Source organism: Streptomyces sp. SL06 (assembly GCF_058244745.1).
In genome coordinates this window covers 1-23,812 of the sequence record NZ_JBSYOT010000002.1, presented here as the reverse complement: position 1 = coordinate 23,812, position 23,812 = coordinate 1, and the positions used below count along the sequence as shown (strand labels likewise).

At 71.7% G+C, this 23,812-nt stretch carries 20 protein-coding genes and 3 pseudogenes; 9 read left to right on the top strand and 14 right to left on the bottom strand.

The genetic code is table 11. The annotated features are described in order from the left end of the window. Nucleotides 1-57: 57 nt before the first annotated feature. Genes AC4IHM_RS00480 through AC4IHM_RS00470 form a run of 3 tightly spaced genes read right to left on the bottom strand, consistent with a single transcriptional unit; the run spans nt 58 to nt 3,496 of the window. Nucleotides 58-1,311 (bottom strand): acyl-CoA dehydrogenase family protein, encoded by a 1,254-nt coding sequence (locus tag AC4IHM_RS00480; protein WP_490865079.1) that lies wholly within the window; start codon nt 1,309-1,311, stop codon nt 58-60. Continuing rightward, complete coding sequence (locus AC4IHM_RS00475) at nt 1,308-2,249, bottom strand: LLM class flavin-dependent oxidoreductase (RefSeq protein WP_490865078.1); 942 nt, start codon at nt 2,247-2,249, stop codon at nt 1,308-1,310. The genes AC4IHM_RS00480 and AC4IHM_RS00475 overlap by 4 nt, the downstream gene beginning before the upstream one ends. Next, nucleotides 2,246-3,496, bottom strand: coding sequence for an LLM class flavin-dependent oxidoreductase (locus AC4IHM_RS00470; protein ID WP_490865077.1), 1,251 nt, complete (start codon nt 3,494-3,496; stop codon nt 2,246-2,248). Before AC4IHM_RS00470 ends, AC4IHM_RS00475 begins: the two co-directional genes overlap by 4 nt. A 798-nt stretch (nt 3,497-4,294) precedes the next feature. Here AC4IHM_RS00470 and AC4IHM_RS00465 point away from each other — a divergent pair. Next, nucleotides 4,295-5,379, top strand: a pseudogene (locus tag AC4IHM_RS00465) (LLM class flavin-dependent oxidoreductase). 58 nt (nt 5,380-5,437) lie between these two features. On the opposite strand, the gene AC4IHM_RS00460 reads toward AC4IHM_RS00465, so the two are convergent. The 7 genes and pseudogenes from AC4IHM_RS00460 to AC4IHM_RS00430 all read right to left on the bottom strand — a co-directional run bounded on the left by AC4IHM_RS00460 (nt 5,438) and on the right by AC4IHM_RS00430 (nt 13,112). Next, nucleotides 5,438-6,271 carry a DUF1684 domain-containing protein gene (locus tag AC4IHM_RS00460; RefSeq protein WP_490865076.1) on the bottom strand — a complete coding sequence of 278 codons (834 nt, stop codon included), beginning with the start codon at nt 6,269-6,271 and terminating at the stop codon, nt 5,438-5,440. A gap of 40 nt (nt 6,272-6,311) precedes the next feature. Next, nucleotides 6,312-7,456, bottom strand: a pseudogene (metX, locus tag AC4IHM_RS00455) (homoserine O-acetyltransferase MetX). After that, the gene (locus AC4IHM_RS00450; RefSeq protein ID WP_490865075.1) at nt 7,453-8,814 is read right to left on the bottom strand and encodes a bifunctional o-acetylhomoserine/o-acetylserine sulfhydrylase; all 1,362 of its coding nucleotides are present in this window, start codon (nt 8,812-8,814) and stop codon (nt 7,453-7,455) included. The pseudogene metX and the gene AC4IHM_RS00450 overlap by 4 nt, the downstream one beginning before the upstream one ends. Nucleotides 8,815-9,207: 393 nt before the next feature. Next, the gene (locus tag AC4IHM_RS00445; protein ID WP_490865074.1) at nt 9,208-10,239 is read right to left on the bottom strand and encodes an LLM class flavin-dependent oxidoreductase; all 1,032 of its coding nucleotides are present in this window, start codon (nt 10,237-10,239) and stop codon (nt 9,208-9,210) included. A 170-nt stretch (nt 10,240-10,409) separates the two neighbouring features. After that, nucleotides 10,410-11,240, bottom strand: coding sequence for an ABC transporter ATP-binding protein (locus AC4IHM_RS00440; RefSeq protein WP_490865073.1), 831 nt, complete (start codon nt 11,238-11,240; stop codon nt 10,410-10,412). After that, nucleotides 11,227-12,273: a taurine ABC transporter substrate-binding protein gene (locus AC4IHM_RS00435; RefSeq protein WP_490865072.1), complete on the bottom strand. Its 1,047-nt coding sequence runs from the start codon at nt 12,271-12,273 to the stop codon at nt 11,227-11,229. Before AC4IHM_RS00435 ends, AC4IHM_RS00440 begins: the two co-directional genes overlap by 14 nt. Before the next feature lie 62 nt (nt 12,274-12,335). Beyond that, entirely contained in the window at nt 12,336-13,112 is a 777-nt protein-coding gene (locus tag AC4IHM_RS00430; RefSeq protein WP_490870725.1) for an ABC transporter permease, read from the bottom strand. A 458-nt stretch (nt 13,113-13,570) separates the two neighbouring features. On the opposite strand from AC4IHM_RS00430, the gene AC4IHM_RS00425 reads away from it, so the two are divergent. After that, a complete protein-coding gene (locus AC4IHM_RS00425; RefSeq protein WP_490865071.1) occupies nt 13,571-13,948 on the top strand; it encodes a VOC family protein in 378 nt (125 codons plus the stop codon). A 72-nt stretch (nt 13,949-14,020) separates the two neighbouring features. On the opposite strand, the gene AC4IHM_RS00420 is transcribed toward AC4IHM_RS00425, so the two are convergent. Continuing rightward, nucleotides 14,021-14,638, bottom strand: coding sequence for a glyoxalase (locus AC4IHM_RS00420; RefSeq protein WP_490865070.1), 618 nt, complete (start codon nt 14,636-14,638; stop codon nt 14,021-14,023). A 453-nt stretch (nt 14,639-15,091) separates the two neighbouring features. On the opposite strand from AC4IHM_RS00420, the gene asnB reads away from it, so the two are divergent. Further along, entirely contained in the window at nt 15,092-16,933 is a 1,842-nt protein-coding gene (asnB, locus tag AC4IHM_RS00415; protein ID WP_490865069.1) for an asparagine synthase (glutamine-hydrolyzing), read from the top strand. Between the two features lie 99 nt (nt 16,934-17,032). Here asnB and AC4IHM_RS00410 read toward each other — a convergent pair whose 3' ends face one another. Then, nucleotides 17,033-17,797, bottom strand: coding sequence for an SDR family oxidoreductase (locus tag AC4IHM_RS00410; protein ID WP_490865068.1), 765 nt, complete (start codon nt 17,795-17,797; stop codon nt 17,033-17,035). Between the two features lie 100 nt (nt 17,798-17,897). On the opposite strand from AC4IHM_RS00410, the gene AC4IHM_RS00405 reads away from it, so the two are divergent. After that, nucleotides 17,898-18,746 (top strand): helix-turn-helix transcriptional regulator, encoded by an 849-nt coding sequence (locus AC4IHM_RS00405; RefSeq protein ID WP_490865067.1) that lies wholly within the window; start codon nt 17,898-17,900, stop codon nt 18,744-18,746. A 24-nt stretch (nt 18,747-18,770) separates the two neighbouring features. Here the strand turns inward: AC4IHM_RS00405 and AC4IHM_RS00400 are convergent, their stop codons facing one another. After that, the gene (locus AC4IHM_RS00400) at nt 18,771-18,962 is read right to left on the bottom strand and encodes a hypothetical protein (RefSeq protein ID WP_030931808.1); all 192 of its coding nucleotides are present in this window, start codon (nt 18,960-18,962) and stop codon (nt 18,771-18,773) included. Nucleotides 18,963-19,090: 128 nt separating this feature from the next. On the opposite strand from AC4IHM_RS00400, the gene AC4IHM_RS00395 reads away from it, so the two are divergent. From AC4IHM_RS00395 to AC4IHM_RS00375, 5 genes and pseudogenes are all read left to right on the top strand, one after another. After that, the gene (locus AC4IHM_RS00395; RefSeq protein WP_490865066.1) at nt 19,091-20,224 is read left to right on the top strand and encodes a glutathione-independent formaldehyde dehydrogenase; all 1,134 of its coding nucleotides are present in this window, start codon (nt 19,091-19,093) and stop codon (nt 20,222-20,224) included. Nucleotides 20,225-20,533: 309 nt separating this feature from the next. Further along, complete coding sequence (locus AC4IHM_RS00390; RefSeq protein ID WP_490865065.1) at nt 20,534-20,737, top strand: cold-shock protein; 204 nt, start codon at nt 20,534-20,536, stop codon at nt 20,735-20,737. Nucleotides 20,738-20,957: 220 nt separating this feature from the next. Then, nucleotides 20,958-22,459, top strand: a pseudogene (locus tag AC4IHM_RS00385) (DEAD/DEAH box helicase). Between the two features lie 50 nt (nt 22,460-22,509). Then, the gene (locus AC4IHM_RS00380) at nt 22,510-22,914 is read left to right on the top strand and encodes a CBS domain-containing protein (protein ID WP_490865064.1); all 405 of its coding nucleotides are present in this window, start codon (nt 22,510-22,512) and stop codon (nt 22,912-22,914) included. Nucleotides 22,915-22,973: 59 nt separating this feature from the next. Beyond that, a complete protein-coding gene (locus AC4IHM_RS00375) occupies nt 22,974-23,330 on the top strand; it encodes an SCO5918 family protein (RefSeq protein WP_490865063.1) in 357 nt (118 codons plus the stop codon). Here AC4IHM_RS00375 and AC4IHM_RS00370 read toward each other — a convergent pair. Continuing rightward, entirely contained in the window at nt 23,314-23,754 is a 441-nt protein-coding gene (locus tag AC4IHM_RS00370) for a DUF2267 domain-containing protein (RefSeq protein ID WP_490865062.1), read from the bottom strand. The genes AC4IHM_RS00375 and AC4IHM_RS00370 overlap by 17 nt on opposite strands. Between the last annotated feature and the right edge of the window lie 58 nt (nt 23,755-23,812).

Genomic DNA, 23,812 nt, shown 5'->3' with positions numbered 1-23,812 from the left:
CTTCCGTTCCTGGTCGTGTCGTCGCGGAGTTCGCTCGTCCGTGCCGGTCAGGTGGTCTCAGAACAGGCCCGTGGTCGGCGGGTCCTCCCCGGTGAGGTGGTACGCGCCGACCGCCGCCGCCTTCCAGTCCCGCGGATTGTGGTTGGCGACGGTGCGCGCGTTGCGCCAGTGCCGGTCGAGGGCGTACTCCCGGCCGGTCGCCGAGCCGCCGCCCACGTCGAAGAGCAGCTCGGCGGCCCTGAGCGCGGACTCCACGGCGACGTACTGGGCCTGGGCCACACAGACGGCGGCCTGCGCACCGCTCGTGCGGGCCTCCTCGTCCGGGACGTGGCGCACCCGCTCCACCGCCTCGGCCGCGAGGACGACGGCGGCGCGGGCGGCGTGCGCGCGGGCACCGATCTGCCCGACGACGTGCCGGACGTACGGGTCGTGGACGCTGCGGTCCGCCGTGCTGTGTTTGATGGGGCGGGCCTTCGTCCGGGCGAACCACACGGCGTCGTCCAGCACCGCGGCGGCGATGCCGGCCTGCACCGAGGCCAGGTGGAGCTGGGCGAACGACCCCTGCCAGGGGTGGCGCAGCCGGGTCGGATCGGCGCGGACGATCTCGTCCTCGGCGACGTGCACGTCGGTCAGCCGGGTGCTGCCGCTGGCCGTGAGCCGCTGGCCGATCGCGTCGAAGTCGTCCAGCAGCTCCACGCCCTCCCGGCCGGCGGGAATGTCGAACCGGACGACGCTGCCGTCCTCGTCGAGGGCGGTGCCGCCGAACCAGTCGGCGTGCAGGGCGCCGGTGCTGTAGTACTTGGTGCCGTTGAGCAGGTAGCCGGTGCCGGCCCGGCGCAGGGTGGTGCGCACCGAGCCGCTCGCGCCGCCACTGCGCTCGTTGCTGGTCCCGGCGAACAGGTCGCCGTTCAGCAGCCGTTGCAACGCGCGCCCCCGGTGCGGCAGGTCGGCGCGGGTGGCGACCTGATGAACCGTCAGGAAGCTCGACCGCAGGGCCTGGGCCACGTTGGAGTCGGCACGGGCGACCTCGACGACCGCCTCGACCACGTCACGGACCGTCCCGCCCGCGCCGCCGTCCCGCGCCGCGATGCCGATCAGCAGCAGCCGCGCCGACGCCAGCGCGCGCACCTCGGCGAAGGGATGCTCACGGGTGCCCTCGCGCTCCCGGGCGCCGGCCGCGAGGCCGGCCAGGACGGGGGCGATCGCGGCACGGATGCCGGCGACCGTGGGGGCGTCGGCCGCAGCGTCCGTCGGGGGCGCGGCGCGTCCGGCGGCATCGGTGGCATCGGTGGCACCGAGCGTCCCGGTCATGACGTGGCCCCGGCGGGCACGGGGACCGGCAGGCCCAGCGCGTCGCGCAGCGTCGGTCCCGGCCGCGGCCCGAGCCGAGGTACCAGGGCCTCCAGCAGGGCGCGCAGCCCGGCCGTGCTGTCCGTGACCGTGAGGTCCAGCCCGTCCAGATCGTACCGGTCGACCCGCTCCGCCAGGCGGGCGGCGGAGCGCTCCGGGGCGTCGGCGCCGTCGACCGGGAAGGTGGCGCGGCCGAGCAGCACGACCTCCTCGCGCCGCCGCCCGGCCCGCTCGAACGCCGCCGTCAGACCGTCGGCGGACGGCGACGGCCCGCCGCGTTCCTCGGGCAGGATCACCACGTCGGCCGACGCGAGGACGGCGGCCGGCTCCGGTTCGTCGGCGGCGTCGGCCACCAGAACCGGCCGGCCCTGCGGGGAGGACGGCCCGTCCAGCGGACCGGCGACCCGGTAGAAACTCCCCTCGTGGCCCAGCGGCCGGATGCGGGTGTCCTCGGCGAACACACCGGCGTCCTGGTCGCCGAGCAGGGCGTCGGCGGGGAAGCTCTCCCACAGTCCGGTCAGCACGGCCGCGTACTCCGCCCAGCGCCGCGACCGGGAGTCCGCCGGGGGATCGGGCACCGCGGCGTCGCTGACCTCGTCGCCGTCCCCGGCGCGCAGCACCAGACCGGCACGGCCTCCCGTGGCCCGGTCCAGGGAGAGGACCCGGCGGGCGAGGTTGTAGGGGGCGTTGCGGGTCGTGGGGGCGCCCACGAGCCAGCGCAGTCCGGTGAAGCGCCCGGCCAGATGCGCGGCCGCGGTGACCGGGTCGAGTACCCGGCCGGGGGCGCCGTCCAGCAGACGTACGGCACTCACGCCGGTGTCGCGGGCGGCCTCGACCGCCTCGGCGGTGGCGTCGGTGCAGGCCCCGGCGGCGAGGCCGAGGACGAGGGCCGTGCTCATACGGAACTCCGCTCTTCCGGTCCGGGGCGGGTGGGCGACGGCCGCGGACGGCGGGGCAGGCCCAGGCCGAGGTGGTCGCGCAGCGTCCGGCCGGTGTACTCGTGGCGGAAGAGGCCGCGGCGCCGCAGTTCGGGCACGAGATGGTCCACGAAGTCGTCGAAGCCGGACGGCAGCACGTCGGGCATGACGTTGAAGCCGTCGGCCGCGCCCTCCTGGAACCAGCGCTGGATGTCGTCGGCGACCTGCTCGGGCGTGCCCACCACGATCCGGTGACCGCCGCCCCCGCCGAGCCTGCGCAACAGCTGCCCCAGGGTGGGATTCTCCCGGTCGATGAGCGACTTCACGATGCGGTAGAACGTCTGGGAGCCGCCCGCGTCGTCCGGCTCCACCAGCAGCTCGCGGGGGAGTGGCTCGTCGTCCGCGAGCCCGTCCAGGGAGATGCCGAGCTGACCCGCCAGGCGCCGGCGGGCGTAGGCGTCGGGCAGCACCTCGTCCAGGGTCTCGCGGCGCCGGCGGGCCTCCGCCTCCGTGCCGCCCAGGACGGTGGACAGACCCGGCAGCACCACGACCTCCTCGGGGTCGCGCCCGAACCGGGCCGCCCCGGCACGGATTTCGTTGCGGAACGCGCGGGCGTGGGCCAGATCCTGGTCCGCGGAGAAGACGACCTCACCGACCCGGGACGCCAGCCGGCGGCCGTCACTGGAGCCGCCGGCCTGCACCACGACGGGCCGCCCCTGCGGCGAGGGCAGACCGGTGCGGTCCGCCCACCGGCCGACGACCTCCTCGGTGAAGGACGCCGCCCGCTCGTAGCGCCAGGCGTGCTCGGGCTCGCCGCTCCGGCCGAAGTTGCGCGCGGCGGCGGCGCCCGCGGTGGTGACCACGTTCCAGCCGACCCGCCCGCCGCTGAGGTGGTCCAGGTCGGCGATCCGGCGGGCCAGCTCGGCGGGGTCGTTGTAACTGGACGACAGGGTGCCGATCAGTCCGATCCGCTCGGTCCGGGCGGCGATCCGGGCCAGCACGGTGGTGGGTTCGAGGTTGTTGCCCGGCCGGTGCCGGATCAGCGGTTCGAGGACCGGACCGTCGGCCAGGAACACCGCGTCCAGCTTCGCCGCCTCCGCCTTCCTGGCGATCTGCGTGTAGTGCTCGACGCCGTAGCTCGCCAACGGGTCGGTGCCGGGGAACCGCCAGGAGCCGCCGAAGACACCGGCGTTGAGGATGTTGACGTTCAGGTGCAGCTGCCGGGTCACCGGGGCTGCTCCTTCCACGACCGGGTGCGAGATGCGTGACTCATCTGTCTCCTCGGGGAGTTCAACAAATCGCCGGCGCGGGTCCGGCGACGGAGCCGGCCAACTGCTCGGGGTACGGGACCAACGGGTGGCCGAAGACCTCGGTGACGGCGCCCGGTCGTGGTCGTCACGGCGCTTGAGGGCGCCCCATGGCCCCGAACCGGCTCCTTGGCCGCGGGCGGACAGGAGTGGCGGCGGGGCGGCGGCGAAGGAGCCCACGGCCGTGCGGGAGCGGGCACGAGGGGCGAGAAGGAGCTGTCAGGGCGGGGCCGTCAGCCCCGGGGCCCGTTCAACAGCGCGCGCTGGAAACCCTGAGCAGGTCGACGCACCGCTCGCTGGTCAGCAGTGGTTGCCGGCTCTTGGGGCTCATGGGGAGAAAGTCTGTGCGGGGGCTGCGAAATCTGTCAACCGCCGTCTCGCGGTACGAACAGGGACACGAACCGGGTACCGACCGGGCCGCATTGACATCACGGACGATCACACTGAGACTCGATCCCATGCCCGAGGTCCCGCTCCTCACCAGTGAGCTGTGTGTCGACCTCGTCCGTGTGTCCAGCGCACAGTGTTGATGCCGAGGCCCGCCGCGCGCTGACGCCGCTCCCCGCGTCCCCCGGTCCGCCCTCTGCCCGGCGGTGATCCGGCAGTACACCGCGCCCGGCCGGACGGTCCCCACGCACGGCCGTCCCTGCGCCACAGCTCTCGAACCCCGACGCCTCCCCCGACACCCGCGCCCCGGGCCACCCCGAGATCGGACACCACATGAGCGAGCAGTACCTCTGGTACATCCCCAACACCGTCGAACCCGGCCACCGAGGGGACGACACGACCACCGGCTGGGGATCCATCGAGTACTCCACCGACCTGGCACGCACGGCCGAGGACCACGGCTGGGGCGGCGCCCTGCTCGGCACCGGCTGGGGGCGCCCCGACACCTTCACCGTCGCCACCGCGCTGGCCGCCCGTACCACCACCTTCCAGCCATTGATCGCGGTCCGGCCCGGCTACTGGCACCCCGCCCACTTCGCCTCCGCCGCCGCCACCCTCGACCGGCTCAGCCGCGGGCGTGTCCTGGTCAACATCGTCAGCGGGCTGGACGACCCCGCCGCCTACGGCGACACCAACACCGATCCCGCCCAACGCTACGCGCGCACCCAGGAGTTCCTGCACCTCGTACGCCGCCTGTGGACCGAGGAGAACGTCACCTTCCACGGCGAGCACTTCCAGGTCACCGGATCGACCGTCGCGCCACGCCCCCACGCCACCGACGAACGGCCGCACCCGACGCTGTACTTCGGCGGCGCCTCCGCGGCGGCCGAGCGGGTGTCGGCCGCCGCGGCCGACGTCCAGCTCTTCTGGGAGAGCCGCTCGACGGGCTCGCCGAACGCGTCGACCGCCTCAAGGCACTGAGCGAGGAGGTGGACCGCCGGCACAAACCCCTGGAGTTCGGGCTGCGGATCACCACCCTGGTGCGCGACACCACCGAACAGGCGTGGCACGACGCCGAGGAGAAGGTCGAGCGGATGGCGACCGCCGCCAAGGAACCGACCTGGACGGGAAACCGCAGAACGGCGGTCGGGCAGCGGCGGCTGTTCGAGCTGGCCGAGCGCGGTGAGGTCCTCGACACCTGCCTGTACACCACGCCGGGCCGGTTCGGCGGCGGGGGAGCGGCGACCACCTGGCTGGTCGGGTCCGCCGACGACGTGGCCACGGCGCTGAACAACTACCGCAAGCTCGGCATCACCCACTTCGTGCTCTCCGACACTCCCTACAAGGAGGAGATCGCCCGCCTCGGCGACCAGTTGCTGCCCAGGCTGCGCGAGTCCGGAACAGCCGGCGAAGAGTGACGAACGCCCCGGTGCCGCGCCGCCGCTCCCGCCGGACCGCTCACATGAACCGCAGGACTTACCGTGCGGCCTGCTTCCGCTCGTGGGGAATCTGTTCGCCGGCCTCGATCGCGACCGGGATCCGGTTCTCGGCCGGAGGCAGCGGGCAGGTCGCGAAGTCGGTGTAGGCGCAGGGCAGGTTGGTGGCGCGGTTGAAGTCGAGCACCACCGTGCCGTCCGGTTCGGGTGCGCCGATGTGCAGAGCGCGGTTGGCCGGGTACGTGGTCACGCCGGAGGTCGCGTCGGTGAACAGCACCAGAAGGCTTCCCGGTGTGCGCCCGTTGAACGCCGTCAGGCTCAACTCCCGCCCGTCGACCTGGAAGAGAACCTGGCCGGGCGCGTCGTAGACGTGCGACAGCCCCTCCACGGCGGCACCCACCGTGGTCGGCCGCGGCTCGGCGAAGGGCACGTACGTGCCCGAGACCACCCAGCGCGGGTCCGGCGCGTAGGCGGGCGTCCCGGTGAACCCGGTACGCAGCGGATGCCCCGGGTGCCGCGGCCGGATCACGTCCTGACCGCCGCGCTTGGCGACCTCGATCACCGCGTCACCCCATACGGCCTGGACACCACCGCGTTCCGGGATGACGCCGAACGAGTGCTGTCCGCGCACCGCGGTGCCGTCGACGACGAGTTCCTCACCCTCGCCGAGCACGACGCCGACGCCGTCGGCGCCGGTGGACCAGGCGCCGGGCGCGTCGGGGAAGCGCTGGGCGTCCGTGCCCAGCCAGTGCAGGCCGGTGACGGCGAGGAAGCCGTGCTCATGGGCGAGCGCGGAGTCCTTCGCACGGTGCCAGTCCTCCCACTGCGCGGCGAAGGCGGCGAGGCTGCCGGTGGCGGAATCGGAGACGGTCATGTGTCCTCCTGCTCAAGGTGCAAGGTTCGGGGGTGGGGGCTCAGGCGATGAGTTCCGCCACGAGCGCGGCGACCTGCTCCACCGCGATGAGAAAGCCGTCGTGGCCGTGGCGGGACTCGATCAGACGAAGGCGGTCGGCGGCGGGGATGCCCGCCGCCAGTTCCGCCTGCTGCGAGGGCGGGTAGAGGCGGTCGGAGTCGACACCGGCCACAAGGGTGCGGGCGGTCACCCGGCGCAGGGCGGCGCGCACACCGCCGCGACCGCGGCCGATGTCGTGACTGTTCATGGCCTCGGACAGCACGACGTAGCTGCCCGCGTCGAAGCGGCGCACCAGCTTGGCGGCGTGGTGGTCGAGATAGGACTCGACCTGGTACCTGCCGCCGCGCCACGGGTCCTCGGCCTCCTGGGCGAGCGGCCGAAGCGGCCCTGGAGTTCCGGTTCGCTGCGGTACGTCACATGGGCGAGCCGCCGGGCCAGCCCGAGCCCGGCGTGCGGCCCCCGGTCGGCGTCGTGGTAATGCCCGCCGCGCCAGTGGGGGTCGGAGCGGATGGCGCGCAGTTGGATGTCGGCCCACGCGATCTGTTCGGCGCTCGCCGCGGCCGTCGTGGCGAGCAGCAGCAGCGCGCCCGTCCGCTCCGGATACGACACCGCCCACTCCAGGGCGCGCATCCCGCCCATCGAGCCGCCCGCCACCAGGGCCCAGCGGTCGATGCCCAGCGCGTCGGCGAGGCCGGCCTCGGCCGCGGTCTGGTCGCGCTGGGTCAGGAACGGGAAGTCGCCGCCCCAGCGCCCTCCGCCGGGGCGCGCGGAGGACGGCCCGGTACTGCCCTGGCAGCCGCCCAGCACATTGGGGGCGACGACGAACCATCGGTCCGTGTCGAGCGCCGCCCCGGGTCCGACGAGCCCGTCCCACCATCCCGGAGTGGGGTGACCCGGCCCGGCGGGGCCGGCGACATGGCTGTCGCCGGTGAGGGCGTGCAGCACCAGCACGGCGTTGGAGCGGTCCGCTGCGAGACGCCCCCAGGTCTCGAACGCGAGCCGCACGCCCGGCAGTTCACCGCCCGCCTCCAAAGGCAGCGGGGCGTCGCGGACGTACCACCGGCGCCGACCGGGCGGGTCCCCCTCCCGCCAGGCACCGGTGGCCGGCGGGAGGGGTGCCTGCGAGGGCGTCAGTACGGTGTTCAGGACGCGCCCTTCGCCGCCCGGAACCCGGCCTCCAGGTCGGCCTTGAGGTCGACGAGGTTCTCGATGCCGACGGACAGGCGCACCAGGCCGGGGGAGGTGCCGGTGGCCGCGAGCTGTTCCTCGTCGAGCTGGCTGTGCGTCGTGGACGCCGGGTGGATGATGAGGCTGCGCACGTCGCCGATGTTGGCGAGATGGCTGAACAGCTCGACGGCGTCCACGAAGCGCTTGCCCGCCTCGACGCCGTCCCGCAGCTCGAAGGAGACGATCGCGCCCGCACCGCGCGGCAGATACCGCTGCCCCGCCTCGTACCACTTGCTGGACCGCAGTCCGGGATAGTGGACGGCGGCGACCTCGTCCCGCCGCTCAAGCCACTCGGCGAGCGCCAGCGCGTTCGCCGAGTGCCGCTCGATGCGCAGACTGAGCGTCTCCACGCCCTGGAGCAGGAGGAACGCCGAGTGCGGAGAGATGGCGGGCCCGAGGTCGCGCAGCAACTGCACGCGCAGCTTGACGGCGAAGGCGCCCGCGCCGAGGGCGGGCCAGTAGCGCAGTCCGTGGTAGCTGGGGTCGGGCTCGGTGAAGTCGGGGAACCGGTCGGCGTGCGCCCCGAAGTCGAAGGTGCCGCCGTCCACGACCACGCCCGCGATGGCGGTGCCGTGCCCGCCCAGGAACTTGGTCGCCGAGTGCACGACGATGTCCGCGCCGTGCTCGATCGGCCGCAGCAGGTAGGGAGTCGGCACCGTGTTGTCCACGATCAGCGGTACGCCCGCCTCGTGGGCGGCGTCCGCGACCGCCCGCACGTCGAGCACGTTGCCGCGCGGATTGCCCAGGGTCTCCGCGAACAGGGCCTTGGTGTTCGGCCGGATCGCCGCCCGCCAGGCCGCGAGGTCGTCGGGGTCGGTGACGAAGGACACCTCGATGCCCAGCCTCGGCAGCGTGTGCCGGAACAGGTTGTACGTGCCGCCGTACAGCGACGCGCTGGAGACGATGTGGTCGCCGGAGCCCGCCAGCGTGAGGATCGCCAGGGCCTCCGCCGCCTGCCCGGAGGACAGCGCGACGGCCGCGACCCCGCCCTCCAGGGCGGCGACGCGCTGCTCGAAGGCGTCCTGGGTGGGGTTGTGGATGCGGGTGTAGATGTTGCCGGGTTCGGCCAGCGAGAACAGATCGGCGGCGTGCTGGGTGTCCCGGAAGACGAACGATGTCGTCTGGTAGATCGGGGTCGCCCGCGCGCCGGTCACCGGGTCGGGCGCGGCACCGGCGTGGACCTGCTTGGTCTCGAAGGACCAGGCGGCGGTGTCGGGCCCGGTGGGCTCGTCGTCGGGGGTGTGGCCGGCGGTGACGGAGTCGATGGGCTGGGACATGGTTCTCCCTCGTGCGGGTGCGGGTGCGCGGCGTGTGAAGGCGGGCGTGTGCTCCGGGTGGCTCCGGGCACGCAGGCGTGCGCGGAGGACGGAGCGGAGTGTGAAGGAGCCGCTGGACCGGCAAACCGCGCCCGGACAGGGCGGCGGTCGGTAGGAAGCGGCGGAAAAGGCTGGTCAGAGGCCGGAGCGCGGACTCAGCCCGCAGCCTGACAGCCCGTGGTGGTGACGCGCACGTAGTCGACGTGGCGGCGGATCACGAGCACGGTCATGGGACCAAGGTAACCACACGCGGGCAGGGCACACCAGCACTCCGCGCGTGACCCCCGGCTTGGACACGCGGCGGACACAACTCCGACAGGGAGCCCGCGACAGGCCGAGAACACCGGCCGGCCGTCAGCCGGCCGCGCTCCAGCCCAGCGCCGGTCCGAGCCGGCCGGAGATGTCGGTGAGGATCTGCTCGTAGTCCTTCTGGTCGAAGGAGAAGGGCAGGGCGAAGGCCACCTCGTCCACCTCCCGAAACGCCACATGGGCGTGGAGACGCTCCGCGATCCACTCGGACGGGCCCACCAGGTCCGGGGCGAACAGCAGCCGGGCCGGACCCTGCGGCTGTGTCGTGCGGGGCAGCCGATGCGCCGCGTATGCCTCGTACTTGGCCCGCTGCGCGGCGTCGGCCGAGTCGGTGGGGATCACCACGAGCCCCTGGGAGACCCGGGCCGCCTCCCCGGCGGGGTGGGCCGCCCGGAAGGCCCGGATGTGGGAGAGCTGGATGGCGGCGAAGTCCTCGGACCCCTCGCCCTCCCCGGGCTCCTCGGCCTTGACCACGCTGCTGGTGAGGAAGTTCATGGAGTTCTCCCCGGCCCAGCGGGCCGAGCGCAGACTGCCGCCCCCGTACCACATGCGTTCCCGCAGACCGGGGGAGTGGGGCTGCACACGGTTCGAGTAGGTCTCGATGCCCTCGGTGCCGCGGAAATCCGTGACCGGCTCCCCCGCGACATGGGCGAGGAGGCGCCGCACCCGCTCGTACCCGAACTCCTCGGCGTCGGCCGTGTCCGGATACAGGGCGTCCTTGACCCGTTCGAAGTGCATCGGCGGACCGGTGCTCACCCCGGGGTTGAGCCGGCCGTTGGACAGGATGTCGACGGTCGACCAGTCCTCGGCCAGGCGCAGCGGGTTCTCCCACCCCAGGGGCGTGACCGCGGTACCGAGCTGGATGCGGCTGGTGCGCTGGGTGGCGGCCGCCAGGACCGCCACGGGTGAGGCGATGCCGTACTGGAGGTGGCGATGGCGCACCCACGCGCTGTCGTAGCCGAGTTGCTCACCCAGCTCCACCATGCGCAGCGTGGTCTCGTGCCCCCGGCCCGGATCGTCCTCGTCGAACAGCCCGATCGTGAGGAACCCGAGCTTCCGCAGCGGCCTGTCACCCATGTCCACCTGCCTCCCGTCGGCACCACAGTTGCGCTCGGCCCCGGCACCGCGACCGGCACGGTGAGGAAGACGGCCAGAGGCTCGCATCCGATCACCACCACAGGATAGGCACCGCGAATCCAACACGCCCCGTCGTTCCGGCGAACCCGGTGAGACCGAGAGGCCGGAGGTCAGGCCGCCGCGGCGGCCTTGACGGCGCGGGAGACCCGGGTGCGCAACTCGGCGAACTCTCCCGAGTCCCGCAACGCCTCGGCATCGACGTTGCCGCGCGGCAGGCCGATCGGAAGGTCGAGTGCCACGGTCCCGGGACTCTTGGACAGCACCACGATGCGGGAGCCGAGGAACACGGCCTCGTCCGCGGAGTGCGTCACGAACACCGCGGTGCGCCCGGTCCGTTCCGTCACGCGGCGGACATCCTCCTGAAGCCGTTCCCGAGTCAGCGCGTCCAGCGCCGCGAAGGGTTCGTCGAGCAGGAGGAGCGGGTTCTCGGCGGCCAGGGCTCGGGCGATGGCGACACGCTGCTGCTGTCCGCCGGATATCTCCCACACGTGCCGCTTCTCGGTGCCCTCCAGACCGACTCGCGCCAGCAACTCCGCACGCCGCTCGGCCCATTGCCCGCGCTCCACCCCCGCGTAGCGCAGCGCCAGATCGATGTTGCCCCGCACGGTCCGCCACGGGAACAGCCGCGGCGTCTGGAACACCACGCCGGCCGTGTCACCGGGGCGCGGCTCGGTTCCGGAGACCCGTACCGCGCCCTGCGTGGGCCGCTCGAAGCCGGCGATCAGCCGCAGCAGCGTGCTCTTGCCACAGCCGGAGGCGCCCACCAGGACCAGGAACTCCCCGGCCGGAACGGTCAGATCGACCGGTCCCACGGCGGTGAATGCCTCGCCGCCCCGGCCGTACCGGTGGATGACCCGGTCGAGGCGTACGGAGCCCGCGCTGACGGTGTCCGCGGGCCGCTCGGCCGGGGCGGTCTCGGCGGTGGTCTCACTTGAGGACATCGGTCAGCCCTTCGAGGTAGAACGCCTTGCGGACCACGTCCTGCGACGGTGCGGCGCCGATCTGCTTCTGGGCCGCCAGGAACCGGCCGGTGTCCGTGACATAGGTGAGCAGCTTGCCCGGGTTGCCGTCGCTGCCCAGCCAGTCGGCGGACACGACCTGCTCCGGGGTGAGGAACACCCCCTGCGAGAGCTGCGCCTGGGCGTCCTGTGCACTGATGCCGAGTTCGGCCGAGACGGCCTTGGCCGTGCCCTCCCGGTCGGACTTGAGCAGACGAAGGGCCTCGGCCTCCGCCTTGCGCCAGGCGGCGATCGCCTCGGGGTCCCGTGCGATCAGGTCGTCCGACACGACGGACAGGTCGAGCGTCGGCTTTCCGGCGGCCCCGATCTCCGTGCTGCTGGTGAGCTGGGTGCCGCTCTCGCGCAGCTCGTCCAGGGTCGGCAGCCAGACGTAGGCGGCGTCGATGTCGCCCCGTTGCCAGGCGGCGAGGATCGGCTGCGGCTGGAGGTCGATGAGTTCCACGTCGGACGGTGCGAGCCCGGCCCTGTCCAGCGCCGAGAGCAGACTGTAGTGCGACGTGGAGGCGAAGGGCGTGGCTGTCTTCTTGCCCTTGAGCCCGGCGACATCGGTGATGCCGGTGCTCTTGCGCGCCACAAGGGCCTCGTTCTCGCCCGCCACGTCGAGGATCCAGGCGACCTTGTACGGGATGGGCGAGTTGCCGGACACCCCGCGAGCGAACGGGCTGGAGCCCAGCGCGGCGATGTCGAGGGACTTGCCGAGGAAGGCCTGGTTGACGCTGGCGCCCGAGTCGAACTTGATCCAGGTGATCTTGTAGTCCGGCAGCGCCTTCTCCAGGAGCTTTCTGTTCTTCACGAGCAAGTCGCCGCTGGGAAAGGCGAAGTAGCCGATCCGCAGCCGCTTGGAGCCGCCGGACGCGGAGCTGTCCGAGGAGCAGCCGGTGGCGGCGGCGGACACGGCGGCCAGGGCACCGGCCAGCAGAAGGCGGCGGGACGGACCTTGGGGGACACGGGACATGGCGGTGGCCGTTTCTGTGGAGGAGGCGCCTTGAGGAGGTGCCTTGAGGAGAAGCGGGGAGACTAGGTGCGACCGCGCCAGGGAACGACCGTGCGCTCCAGTCGCAGCAGCAGGCCGTCGATGACCAGACCGGAGGCGCCGATGGCGATGATGCCGACCAGCACCACAGGGGTGTTGTTGTAGTTGGCGGCGTCCTTGACCATGCCGCCGATGCCCGGCAGTCCGTTGACCAACTCGGCGGCGACCAGGGAGGAGTAGGCCACACCCACCGCGAGACGTATCCCGGTGAGCGTCTCCGGCAGGGCGGACGGCACGACGACGTCCCTGACGACGCCCCACCGTGACGCGCCGAGCGCGCGGGCCGCCTCCAGCAGGTCCCGAGGTACGGCGGACACGGCCGTGGTGGTGGACACCGCCACGGGTGGGAAGGCGGCCACGGCCAACAGGGTGATCTTCGGCTCCTCGTTGATGCCCAGCCAGATGATGAGCAGCGAGAAGTACGCCAGCGGCGGCAGCGTCCGCAGGAAGGTGATCCAGGGCTCGAACAGCGAGCGCACCCAGCCGACGGTTCCCATGAGCAGCCCGAAGACCACCCCGGCGGCGATGCCGATACCGGCGCCGAGCGCGATGCGCCGCAGGCTGATGCCGAGGTGCTCGACGAGAGTGGTGCCGTTGTAGCCGCGCACGCCGTCGTGGGTGGTGGAGACGTCGACGAACGCGTCCCACACCCGGGCGGGCGGCGGCACCAGCGTCTCGCTCCACGTCCCGCTCGCCGCCAGCAGCTGCCACAGGGCGAGGAAGAGCAGCAACGAGCCGAACGGCAGGGCGACATGACGCACGCGCGTCCAGGTGCTCCGGCCGGGCGGGCGGGACTTGGACGCGGGCACGTGCGCGCTGTCATCCGGCGTGCGTGCGGGGGAAGTCGTGGACACGGGAGCGTCCTCCATGGGCGCCCGGGACCTGAGCGGCTGCCGCCGACCGACAGGGGTGACCTGGTCCCGAGCGAGTGATGATGACGAACGAAGAAGAGGGCCGCGCCCCGGGGCAGGACGCGGGAACGGCCTCGACGCGGGTGAGATCACCGCATGACAGGGCGCGAGGGAGAACTCAGGTCAGAGACAACACGAGCCCGGAACGTCGGCACAGGTCGATGACCAGGCGGCGCACCAGGGACTCGGAATTCATGAGGCCCATTTCTACAACAGCCGCAGCCCGGCACCAACCCCGCGTCCACTCCCTGGTACGCCTTCCCGCGCTACGGTTCCCGGGGATTCACCAGTTGCCGCAGGGGAGAGCCGTGACCATTCTCAAGACGTACGCACGCCTGTGGACCGACGAGTTGGAGGAGTCGCTGGCACTGCTGCGCGAACTGACCGGCGCGGAGCCCGACCTGCGCTTCGCTTTCGACTCCATCGAACTCGCGGCGATCGGCGACTTCCTCGTCATCGCGGGGCCGCCGGCGCAGCGTGCCCGCTACTCCCATGCCAGCGCCACCGTGATCGTCGACGACCTCGACGCCCTGACCAGGACTCTCGTGACCGCAGGTGCCGAGATCACCACACCGGAGAGCGCCAGTGCCACCGGTCGGTTCCTGTACGCGCGCCATCGCGGCGGCGCGGAGATCGAGTACGTGGAATGGATCCCGGAACTGGTGGAGCGCATCGTGCGGGCGTAGCCGGTGCGGAGTGAGCCATGCGGGACCACTACGGACGATCACCGTCCCCCGAGCGGCAGAACGCAACTCCCCTCACACCGTCGCGGGTTCCCAGGTGAAGCCGTCCGGGTCGGTGAAGTTCCCGGTGGTGCCGCCGAGCACGATCCGGTGCGAGCCGCTGCCCTCCCCGGGCACACCGGCGTCCTTGGCCAGGCCCCGGTGCTTGTACAGCCCCAGCTTGACGGCGCCGTCCTCCCCGGAGGCGAACTCGACGTACCTGCCGCCGAAGCTCTTCGCCACGGTCAGGCCCTGCTCGACGTAGAACCGCTTGCTCGCCCTGACGTCCTCGGCGCCCAGCAGGAGCACGAGGTCGTCGATCTGCCGGGTGGCGGGGCCGGTGTCCTTCTTCGACGAGGTCGCGACCTTCCAGACCGTGCCGTCCGGGGCCTGTACGACGCCGCCGTAGCCCCACAGGGACTTCGAGGCCGGCTTCAGCGCTGTGGCGCCGGCGTCGAGGGCGGAGCCGAGGAAGCTGTCGACGTCGGCCGGCCGGGGCACCGTGATCGACACGGTGAACCCGCGGAAGCCGGCCGTGGGCGCGGCGGAGGCCCGCAGACGCACCTGCGGGCCCAGACCGAACGCGGCGGAGTAGAAGCGGTCGGCGGCCGTGGGGTCGGCCACCTCCAGGGTGATGGACACGAGGTGAGTCATGACGACCACGCTAGGCACGGCGCGAGCGCCGGGGCTTCTTCATTCCTGCTCGATGACGGCACCGGCGAACGGAAGCCGGCGAACGGAAGCGGACGAACGGCTCCGCCGAGGCGGCCACCGGATCGGATACAGCACGGCCGGATTGGGCAAAGCTTTGCCCGTGGCCGGATCCCCTCGCCTCCCGGAAGCCCATGACCTGGTGACGGCGGGCGTTGCGTGGGCATGTCTTCGCAAAGTGCCGCACTGTGTGCGTCTGAAAATCGCCGGGTGGTCCCGCCCGGCGGGTCAACACCGAGTTGACCCGGGTGAGCGCTGTGTCACAGGCTCGTTACATAGGTGCTGGATACAACTGGTTTGGTCCGGCCCACCCGTCCGCCCCGCTCCCGGAGTTGCAGTCGGAGGCGGCGGCCTTGGGGCGGGCCGGCCGGCGACCGGAAGCAGGAGGAGCATCGTATGTGCGGCATCACCGGCTGGATTTCCTTCGACCGTGACCTGCGAACCGCGGCCGGCACACTCGACGCGATGACGGAGACGATGTCCTGCCGAGGCCCGGACGACCGCGGGACCTGGATCAGCGGACCCGCCGGGCTCGGTCATCGCCGGCTGGCCATCATCGATCCGCCGGGCGGACGCCAGCCCATGACCGTCGAAACCCCCGAGGGCGCCGTGGCCGTCGTCTACTCCGGCGAAACGTACAACTACACCGAGCTGCGGCAGGAACTCGTCCGGCGGGGCCACCGGTTCACCACCGACTCCGACACGGAGGTCGTGCTGCGCGGCTATGTGGAATGGGGCGCGGCGGTCGCCGGACGCCTCAACGGCATGTACGCCTTCGCCGTGTGGGACGGCCGGCACGACAGGCTCGTGATGATCCGGGACCGGATGGGCATCAAGCCGTTCTACTACCACGAGACGCCCGACGGTGTCCTCTTCGGCTCCGAGCCCAAGGCCGTCCTCGCCAACCCGCTCGCCAAGGCGCGGGTCACCCTCGACGGCCTGCGCGAGCTGTTCACTCTCGTGAAGACTCCAGGCCATGCAGTGTGGGACGGCATGCGCGAGGTCGAGCCCGGCACCATCGTCACGGTGGACCGCGGCGGCCTGCGCCGGCACGTGTACTGGCGACTGGAGACCCGGCCGCACACGGACGACCGCGACACCACCATCGCCACCGTCCGCTCGCTCCTCGACGACATCGTGCGCCGCCAGCTCGTCTCGGACGTGCCCCGCTGCACCCTGCTCTCCGGCGGCCTCGACTCCTCCGCGATGACCGCACTGGCCGCCGGCCGGCTCGCCGAGACCGGTGAGACCGTCCGCAGCTTCGCCGTCGACTTCGTCGGACAGACCGAGAACTTCGTCGCCGACGAGCTGCGCGGCACCCCGGACACGCCCTTCGTCCACGACGTGGCGCGGGCGGCCCGCACCGATCACCGTGACATCGTGCTCGACTCGAACTCGCTCGCCGACCCCGAGGTGCGCTCACGGGTGATCCGCGCCCGTGACCTCCCCATGGGCTTCGGGGACATGGACGCCTCGCTCTACCTGCTCTTCAAGTCGGTCCGCGAGCACTCCACGGTCGCCCTGTCCGGCGAGTCCGCCGACGAGGTCTTCGGCGGCTACCTCCAGTTCTTCGACGAGGAGGCCCGCAAGTCCGAGACCTTCCCCTGGCTGGCGCAGTTCGGCCGGCACTTCGGCAATGACGCCGACGTGCTCCGCCCGGACCTGACCGCCGCCCTCGATCTCACGTCGTACGTCGCGGACAGCTACCGCGACGCGGTCTTGGGCATCCAGCGGCTCGACGGCGAGAGCGACTTCGAGTACACGATGCGCAGGATCAGCCACCAGCATCTGACCCGTTTCGTGCGGGTGCTGCTCGACCGCAAGGACCGGGCGAGCATGGCCGTCGGCCTCGAGGTACGTGTGCCGTTCTGCGACCACCGACTCGTCGAGTACGTCTACAACACGCCCTGGGCGCTGAAGTCGTTCGACGGCCGTGAGAAGAGTCTGCTGCGCGAGGCCACCGCCGACGTGCTGCCGCGCTCGGTGTACGACAGGGTGAAGAGCCCGTACCCCTCCACCCAGGACCCCAAGTACGCGGTGGCGCTCCAGGACCACGTCAGGGACCTGCTGTCCCGGCCCTCGCACAGGGTCTTCGAGATCGTGGACCCGGCACGCGTCGAGTCGGCCGCCGGCCGGGAGACCCCGCAGATCTCCCAGGCGTCGCGGCGCGGTCTGGAACGCACACTGGACCTCGCCCTGTGGCTCGACACGTACTCCCCGGAGCTGGTGCTGTCCTGACCGGTCGGCCCGGTCGGTCGGCCCGGTCGGCCGGCGCGGTCTGCGGGTCGATCGCGCCGACCGGCTGCTCGGCTACGTGGAGTCGGCCACTTCCCGGGGCTACTTGCCGTGCGGGTCGGTGGAGTTGAGCGCCTCGACGACCTGGTCGTAGTCGCCGCGGGCCTCCCCGTAGCGCAGGAACTTCACCCGCTCGACCTGGATTTCCCTGGCGTCGGGCCGGGCCTCGATCAGGTCCATCACCTCTGCGACGAACTCGTCGAGCGGCATGGCGAGTTCGTTGTCCTCGTGTCCGGGCAGCAGTGCGGTGCGCACGGCGGGCGGTTCGAGTTCCACGACCTTCACCGAGGTGTCGGCGAGTTGCAGCCGCACGGACTCGCTGAGCATGTGGATCGCCGCCTTCGACGCGTTGTAGCTGGGCGTGATCTTGAGCGGGGTGAACGCCAGGCCCGACGAGACGGTCATGATGGTGGCGTCGGGCTGTGCCAGCAGATGTTCGACGAACGCCGCGATGAGCCGGATCGGGCCGAGCACGTTCGTCGTCACGGTGGCCTCGGCGCTGGCGAGGAACGTCGCGGGGGCGTGCCAGTCCTCGGCGCGCATCACACCGGCCATCGTCACCAGGACGTTGAGGTCGGGGTGGGCGGCCAGGACCTGCTTCGCGGCGGCGTCGATGCTCACCGCGTCCGTGGTGTCCACCCGCACGGTGTCGATGCCGGGGTGCCGGGCGGCGATCTCCTCGAGCAACTCGGTGCGGCGACCGCCGACGACGACGGTGTTCCCCCGGGCCTGCAGCGCGAGGGCGAGCGCGAGACCGATGCCGCTGGTGGCGCCGGGGATGAAGACGGTGTTTCCGGAGATGTTCATGCTTCCAGCGTCGCCGATCCGCCCCCGCGGGGGCAGGGACCGCTTGTCCAGGGACCGGCGATCCCTGGATCGCCCACCCGACCGGACGATAATGGCTGCCATGGACCGTGCAGCACTCGCCGACTTCCTGCGCCGCCGCCGCGAGGCGCTCCAGCCGGAGGCGGTCGGCCTCCCCGCCGGGCCGCGTCGGCGGACCCGGGGACTGCGGCGTGAGGAGGTCGCCTCCCTCGCCGTGATGTCTACCGACTACTACACGCGACTGGAGCAGCGGCGCGGCCCGCAGCCCAGCGCCCACATGCTGGCGTCGCTCGCCCGCGCCCTGCGGCTGACGAGTGCCGAGCGCGACTACCTGTACCGGATCGCCGGGCACAACGCCCCGGCGGTGCTGTCGGCTCCGGCGCACGTCGCCCCCGCCCTGATGCGGGTGCTGGACAGGCTCGACGACACTCCGGCGCTCGTGCTCACCGATCTGGCCGAGATGCTCGTGCAGAACAGGATGGCCGTGGCCCTCTTCGGGGACGGATCGAGGCACACGGGCCCGGCCCGCAGCGGCATCTACCGCTGGTTCACCGACCCGGCGGAGCGGTCGATCTACCCCGAGGGCGACTGGGACCGGCAGGGCCGGGCCCAGGTCGCGAATCTGCGGGCCGCCTACGGGCTGCGCGGGGCCCGCTCCAGGGCCGCGGACCTCGTACGAACCCTGCAGAAGGAGAGCGAGGAGTTCGCCGAGCTGTGGGCCCGGCACGAGGTTGCGCGGCGATTCGAGGACCACAAGACCCTCGTCCACCCCGAACTCGGCCCGATCGAACTGGACTGCCAGGCCCTGTTCACCGAGGACCAGTCCCAGACTCTGCTGGTCCTCACCGCTCCGCCCGGGACCGAGGGCCACGAGAAGCTCCAGCTCCTGGGCGCCATCGGCCTCAACCGCTTCGCCGGGACGGAACACTGAAACGCCCCGCCCCCGGCTCGCCGGTCAGCGGTCCGCGATGTCCTCACGGAGGCCGTCGGAGAACTCCCACCACGACAGAGGAAGCCAGTCCCCGTTGACGAAGGCGTCGACGGTGGCGCCCCGGCCACGGACGGTGACGGTCGTACCGGGCGGGTAGGTGGTACCGGACAGACCCGGCACGGGAACCAGCAGGGTTCCCAGTCGTTGCGCAGCCACCCTGTGCGTCTCCTTCCCTGGTGAGAGATGTCGCCCCATTTGTCAAGAGAGTAGCGACTTGCCCCATCCGGTGGACCGGGTAACCATGAGAGATGGGTCACGTGACTCGACGAACGGAGGCCACGATCATGAAGGCTGTCGTGTACAAGGGGCCGTTCTCTGTTGCGGTCGAAGACGTGGAGAAACCGACCATCCAGCATCCGAACGACGTGATCGTTCACGTCACGTCGACCGCGATCTGCGGTTCCGACCTGCACATGTACGAGGGGCGCACGGCCGCGGAGCCCGGCATCGTCTTCGGCCACGAGAACATGGGCATCGTCGACGAGGTCGGCCAGGGCGTCACCGGACTGAAGAAGGGCGACCGCGTGGTCATGCCCTTCAACGTCGCCTGCGGTTTCTGCAGGAACTGCACCGAGGGCTACACGGGATACTGCACGACGGTCAATCCCGGGTTCGCCGGCGGCGCGTACGGCTATGTCGCGATGGGCCCCTGGAAGGGCGGCCAGGCCGAGTACCTGCGCGTGCCGTACGCCGACTTCAACTGCCTGAAGCTGCCCGAGGGCGACGAGCACGAGACCGACTTCATCCTGCTCGCCGACATCTTCCCCACCGGCTACCACGGTTGCGAACTCGCCCAGGTCCGCCCCGGGGAGAGCGTCGCGGTGTACGGGGCGGGGCCGGTCGGACTCATGGCCGCCTACTCGGCACTGCTGCGCGGCGCCAAGAAGGTGTTCGTCGTCGACCGGGTCGCCGAGCGGCTGCGCAAGGCCGAGGAGATCGGCGCGGTGCCCATCGACTTCTCCGCGGGCGACCCGGTCGAGCAGATCAAGGACCAGACCGACGGAGTCGGCACGGACAAGGGCGTGGACGCCGTCGGCTACCAGGCGACCGCGGGCGGCACCGGCAAGGAGGAGCCGGCGACCGTCCTGAACTCACTCGTCGGCACGGTCCGGCCCACCGGAGCGCTCGGCGTTCCCGGGCTCTACGTCCCGGCCGACCCGGGAGGCCCGGACGAGCAGGCCAAGCAGGGCATGCTCCTCGTCGCGATCGGCAAGCTCTTCGAGAAGGGCCTGCGGATGGGGACCGGGCAGTGCAACGTCAAGCGGTACAACCGCTACCTCCGGGACATGATCATCGAGGGCAGGGCGAAGCCCAGCTTCGTCGTCTCCCACGAACTGTCCCTAGACCAGGCCCCGTCCGCCTACGACAAGTTCGACAAGCGGATCGACGGCTACACCAAGGTGGTCCTCCACCCGTAGCCGTAGCGACCCCCGGACTTCAGCGGAGCACCGTGGGAGCCGCCGTCCCAGGACGGCGGCTCCCACGGAACTCTTTTATCTGTATCCGCGGGATGAGGGTTTTACAGAATGTGCGGGCAGTTTCCCTCCGGTGGCGAACGGAGTGGAATTTTCCAACACACGCGGGCCGTCGCAACGTGCTACTGTCGATCTCAGTTGCAGTTGTGGTTCCCGAATTCAGCCGGTCTTTTTCCGGGCGGGGTTGATCATCGCAGCGACACGGTGTCCGTGCAGTGCGGACGCCGACGCACTGCCCCGAAGGAGACAGACATGACTACTGGCACCGTGAAGTGGTTCAACGCGGAAAAGGGATTCGGCTTCATCGAGCAGGAGGGTGGCGGCGCCGATGTGTTCGCCCACTACTCGAACATCGCCGCCCAGGGCTTCCGCGAGCTGCTCGAAGGCCAGAAGGTGAACTTCGACATCGCGCAGGGCCAGAAGGGCCCGACGGCCGAGAACATCGTCCTCGCCTGACACCGGCGCACACTTTCGTAGCTGGGGCCCGCATCCTTCGGGGTGCGGGCCCCAGCTGCATGCACATTTCCGCAGTTGATCTCACCTGCGGGACGACTGCGAGGAATCCACGGGTTTCAGGCCCTCGGATACTCGTTCCATTCGGCCTATTCATGCAATTCTCCCTGCGTATTCCGCTGCGGGAATTCCTTGATGTGTGCCGCATTGAGGAAGGCTCCGTATGAACAACCACGCACGCACGAACGACCGCTTCGCCCGCACTCGTAACGGCGGCGGCGCCCCCGGGAAGAGCGGCAACCGCTTCGGTTCCCCGGCCCGCAGCCGCTCCGGCGGGCAGTTCCGTTCCAACGGCCAGGGCCGTCGCCCCGCCGCCGTACAGGGCGAGTTCGCACTCCCGGAGACGATCACCCCGGCGCTGCCCGCCGCGGCGGACTTCGCCGAACTCGACATGCCCGCAGGCCTGTTGGCCGCGCTCGGCGCGCAGGGTGTGACCCTGCCCTTCCCGATCCAGGCCGCGACCCTGCCGAACTCCCTCGCCGGCCGCGACGTCCTCGGCCGCGGACGCACCGGTTCCGGCAAGACCCTCGCCTTCGGGCTGGCCCTGCTGGCCCGTACCGCCGGACAGCGCGCCGAGGCCCGGCAGCCGCTGGGCCTGGTCCTCGTACCGACGCGGGAGCTGGCCCAGCAGGTCACCGACGCGCTCACGCCCTACGCCCGGTCGGTGCGGCTGCGGCTGGCCACGGTCGTGGGAGGAATGCCGATCGGCAGGCAGGCGAGCGCGCTGCGCGGTGGCGTCGAGATCCTCGTCGCCACCCCCGGAACGTTCTCAAGGACCTCATCGAGCGCGGCGACTGCCGGCTGGACCAGGTCCGCGTCACCGTCCTCGACGAAGCGGACCAGATGGCCGACATGGGGTTCATGCCGCAGGTCACCGCCCTGCTCGACCAGGTGCGCCCCGACGGTCAGCGCATGCTGTTCTCCGCCACCCTCGACCGCAACGTCGATCTGCTCGTACGCCGTTACCTGAGCGACCCCGTCGTGCACTCCGTGGATCCGTCGGCCGGCGCGGTGACGACGATGGAGCACCACGTGCTGCACGTCCACGGCGCCGACAAGCACGCGGCCACCACCGAGATCGCGGCGCGCGAAGGGCGGGTGCTCATGTTCCTGGACACCAAGCACGCCGTCGACCGCCTCACCGAACACCTCCTGAACAGCGGAGTGCGGGCCGCCGCCCTGCACGGCGGCAAGTCCCAGCCGCAGCGCACCCGTACGCTGACCCAGTTCAAGACGGGACACGTCACCGTGCTCGTGGCCACCAACGTCGCGGCCCGCGGCATCCACGTCGACAGCCTCGACCTGGTCGTCAATGTCGACCCGCCGACCGACCACAAGGACTACCTCCACCGCGGCGGCCGTACCGCCCGCGCCGGCGAGTCCGGCAGCGTCGTCACCCTGGTCACTCCGAGCCAGCGCCGCGCCATGACCCGCCTCATGGCGACGGCCGGCATCGTCCCGCAGACCACCCAGGTCCGGGCCGGCGCGGAGGCCCTGCACCGCATCACCGGTGCCCAGGCCCCCTCCGGCGTCCCGGTCGTCATCACCGCACCGGTGGTCGAACGACCCAAGAGGCGCGGCACCGCCTCGCGCGGCCGGCGCCGTCCGGTTTCGACGGCCCGGCGCTCACCCGTGGGGCGCTCCGTCACCGACGCGGCAGCCTAGACCGTCCCGTCCCGACCGCAGAGCCGGCCCATCGTCGCAGGAGGCACCTTTTGACGCTGCTCCAGACGCATCCCCGCCCGACGGGCGCGGACACCGTGCGCAGGACGGCCGCCGAGGCCATGGACGCGGCCGGGCCGCAGGTCTGGGACGACATGACCGTCGAGGTGGCGCTCTCGGTCATGGCCGCCGCCCGCACGGGTCACCTCGTCGTCTGCGGCGAGGACGGCCAGTGCACCGACCTGGTCACCCGGGCCCGGCTCACCGCGGTGCGGGACGACTCCGGGTACGCGGACCGGGTCCGCCTGCGCGACCTCGCCGACCGCGAGGGAACCTTCGCCTCGCCGCTGACCACGGTGGCCGAGGCCGAGCACGCGATGCGCCGCCGGCGGCTCGGAGCCCTGCCCGTGGTCGACGAGGACGGCAACGCCCTGGGCGTCCTGCCCCTCTCCCGCTGAACCGGTCCGAACCGGCCCATGGCCGAACGACCCTCATCCCCTTCCTCTTGTGAGGCATTGTGCGCTGTGTCATCGCCCGTTTTCCGTTCGAGCTGACCAAGGGGGGCGTGCTGGAGTCCATGAACGGCGTCAAGCCCGAGCCGGTCACCGGCGACTCCGTGATCATCGGCCGCCGCCACTACCCCGCCAAGCAGGTCGGCCAGGTCCTCACCCGCCAGGACCGGCGCGACTTCAGCGGCGACGAGGTGCTCAGGGCGATGGCCCGGCTCGGCTTCACCTGCCGCACCGTCCCCAGGGCCACGCCGGTGAAGGCCACCAACCCGCTCCAACGGGCTTCCGCGATGCTCGGCGCTCCCGACCCCGAGGGGGCGGTGGCCGTCCCGCCTGTTCTGGGAGAGGTCAGGCTGCCTGCGTGAGTTCGGCGCGGCCGAAGAGGATCGCGTATCCCGAGGGGAGTTGGGCGAGGATGCGGTCGAGCAGGTCGGGGCCGGCGATGCGGGCGACGGCGCCCAGGACGGAGCCGACGTCCCAGCGTGTGGTGGCCAGGCCGGCGCCGGTGCGGGCGGCGAGGTCCCGGACGAAGGCCCAGCCCGTCAGCTGTTGCGTTCCGGGGATCTGAGCGGCGAAGATCTGCGCCGCTTCGCGGGGCAGACGGGCGGCCAGCTCGACGCGTTCCTCGCCGGTGACGCGACGGCCGAGAGCGGCCAGCACCGCGGAGACGACTTCCTCGGCCCGTTCGCGGGTGGGGTAGGCGCCGTCGTAGCGGACCTGCTCCAGCAAGCGGCCGTACGACACGGCCGGGGCGCTGGTGATCGTCGCAGGGGCCGTCCTGGTCTGCATGGGTGTGGGAAGCCTTTCTCACTCGTGGGGTGGTGGGGGTGGTTGGTGACCGAGTGGG

Bases quoted from the DNA above. Each gene is read 5' to 3' on its own strand.
- AC4IHM_RS00480 (WP_490865079.1), bottom strand. From the start codon at position 1,311: ATGACCGGGACGCTCGGTGCCACCGATGCCACCGATGCCGCCGGACGC.
- AC4IHM_RS00475 (WP_490865078.1), bottom strand. From the start codon at position 2,249: ATGAGCACGGCCCTCGTCCTCGGCCTCGCCGCCGGGGCCTGCACCGAC.
- AC4IHM_RS00460 (WP_490865076.1), bottom strand. From the start codon at position 6,271: ATGACCGTCTCCGATTCCGCCACCGGCAGCCTCGCCGCCTTCGCCGCG.
- AC4IHM_RS00450 (WP_490865075.1), bottom strand. From the start codon at position 8,814: ATGTCCCAGCCCATCGACTCCGTCACCGCCGGCCACACCCCCGACGAC.
- AC4IHM_RS00445 (WP_490865074.1), bottom strand. From the start codon at position 10,239: ATGGGTGACAGGCCGCTGCGGAAGCTCGGGTTCCTCACGATCGGGCTG.
- AC4IHM_RS00440 (WP_490865073.1), bottom strand. From the start codon at position 11,240: ATGTCCTCAAGTGAGACCACCGCCGAGACCGCCCCGGCCGAGCGGCCC.
- AC4IHM_RS00435 (WP_490865072.1), bottom strand. From the start codon at position 12,273: ATGTCCCGTGTCCCCCAAGGTCCGTCCCGCCGCCTTCTGCTGGCCGGT.
- AC4IHM_RS00420 (WP_490865070.1), bottom strand. From the start codon at position 14,638: ATGACTCACCTCGTGTCCATCACCCTGGAGGTGGCCGACCCCACGGCC.
- asnB (WP_490865069.1), top strand. From the start codon at position 15,092: ATGTGCGGCATCACCGGCTGGATTTCCTTCGACCGTGACCTGCGAACC.
- AC4IHM_RS00410 (WP_490865068.1), bottom strand. From the start codon at position 17,797: ATGAACATCTCCGGAAACACCGTCTTCATCCCCGGCGCCACCAGCGGC.
- AC4IHM_RS00405 (WP_490865067.1), top strand. From the start codon at position 17,898: ATGGACCGTGCAGCACTCGCCGACTTCCTGCGCCGCCGCCGCGAGGCG.
- AC4IHM_RS00395 (WP_490865066.1), top strand. From the start codon at position 19,091: ATGAAGGCTGTCGTGTACAAGGGGCCGTTCTCTGTTGCGGTCGAAGAC.
- AC4IHM_RS00390 (WP_490865065.1), top strand. From the start codon at position 20,534: ATGACTACTGGCACCGTGAAGTGGTTCAACGCGGAAAAGGGATTCGGC.
- AC4IHM_RS00370 (WP_490865062.1), bottom strand. From the start codon at position 23,754: ATGCAGACCAGGACGGCCCCTGCGACGATCACCAGCGCCCCGGCCGTG.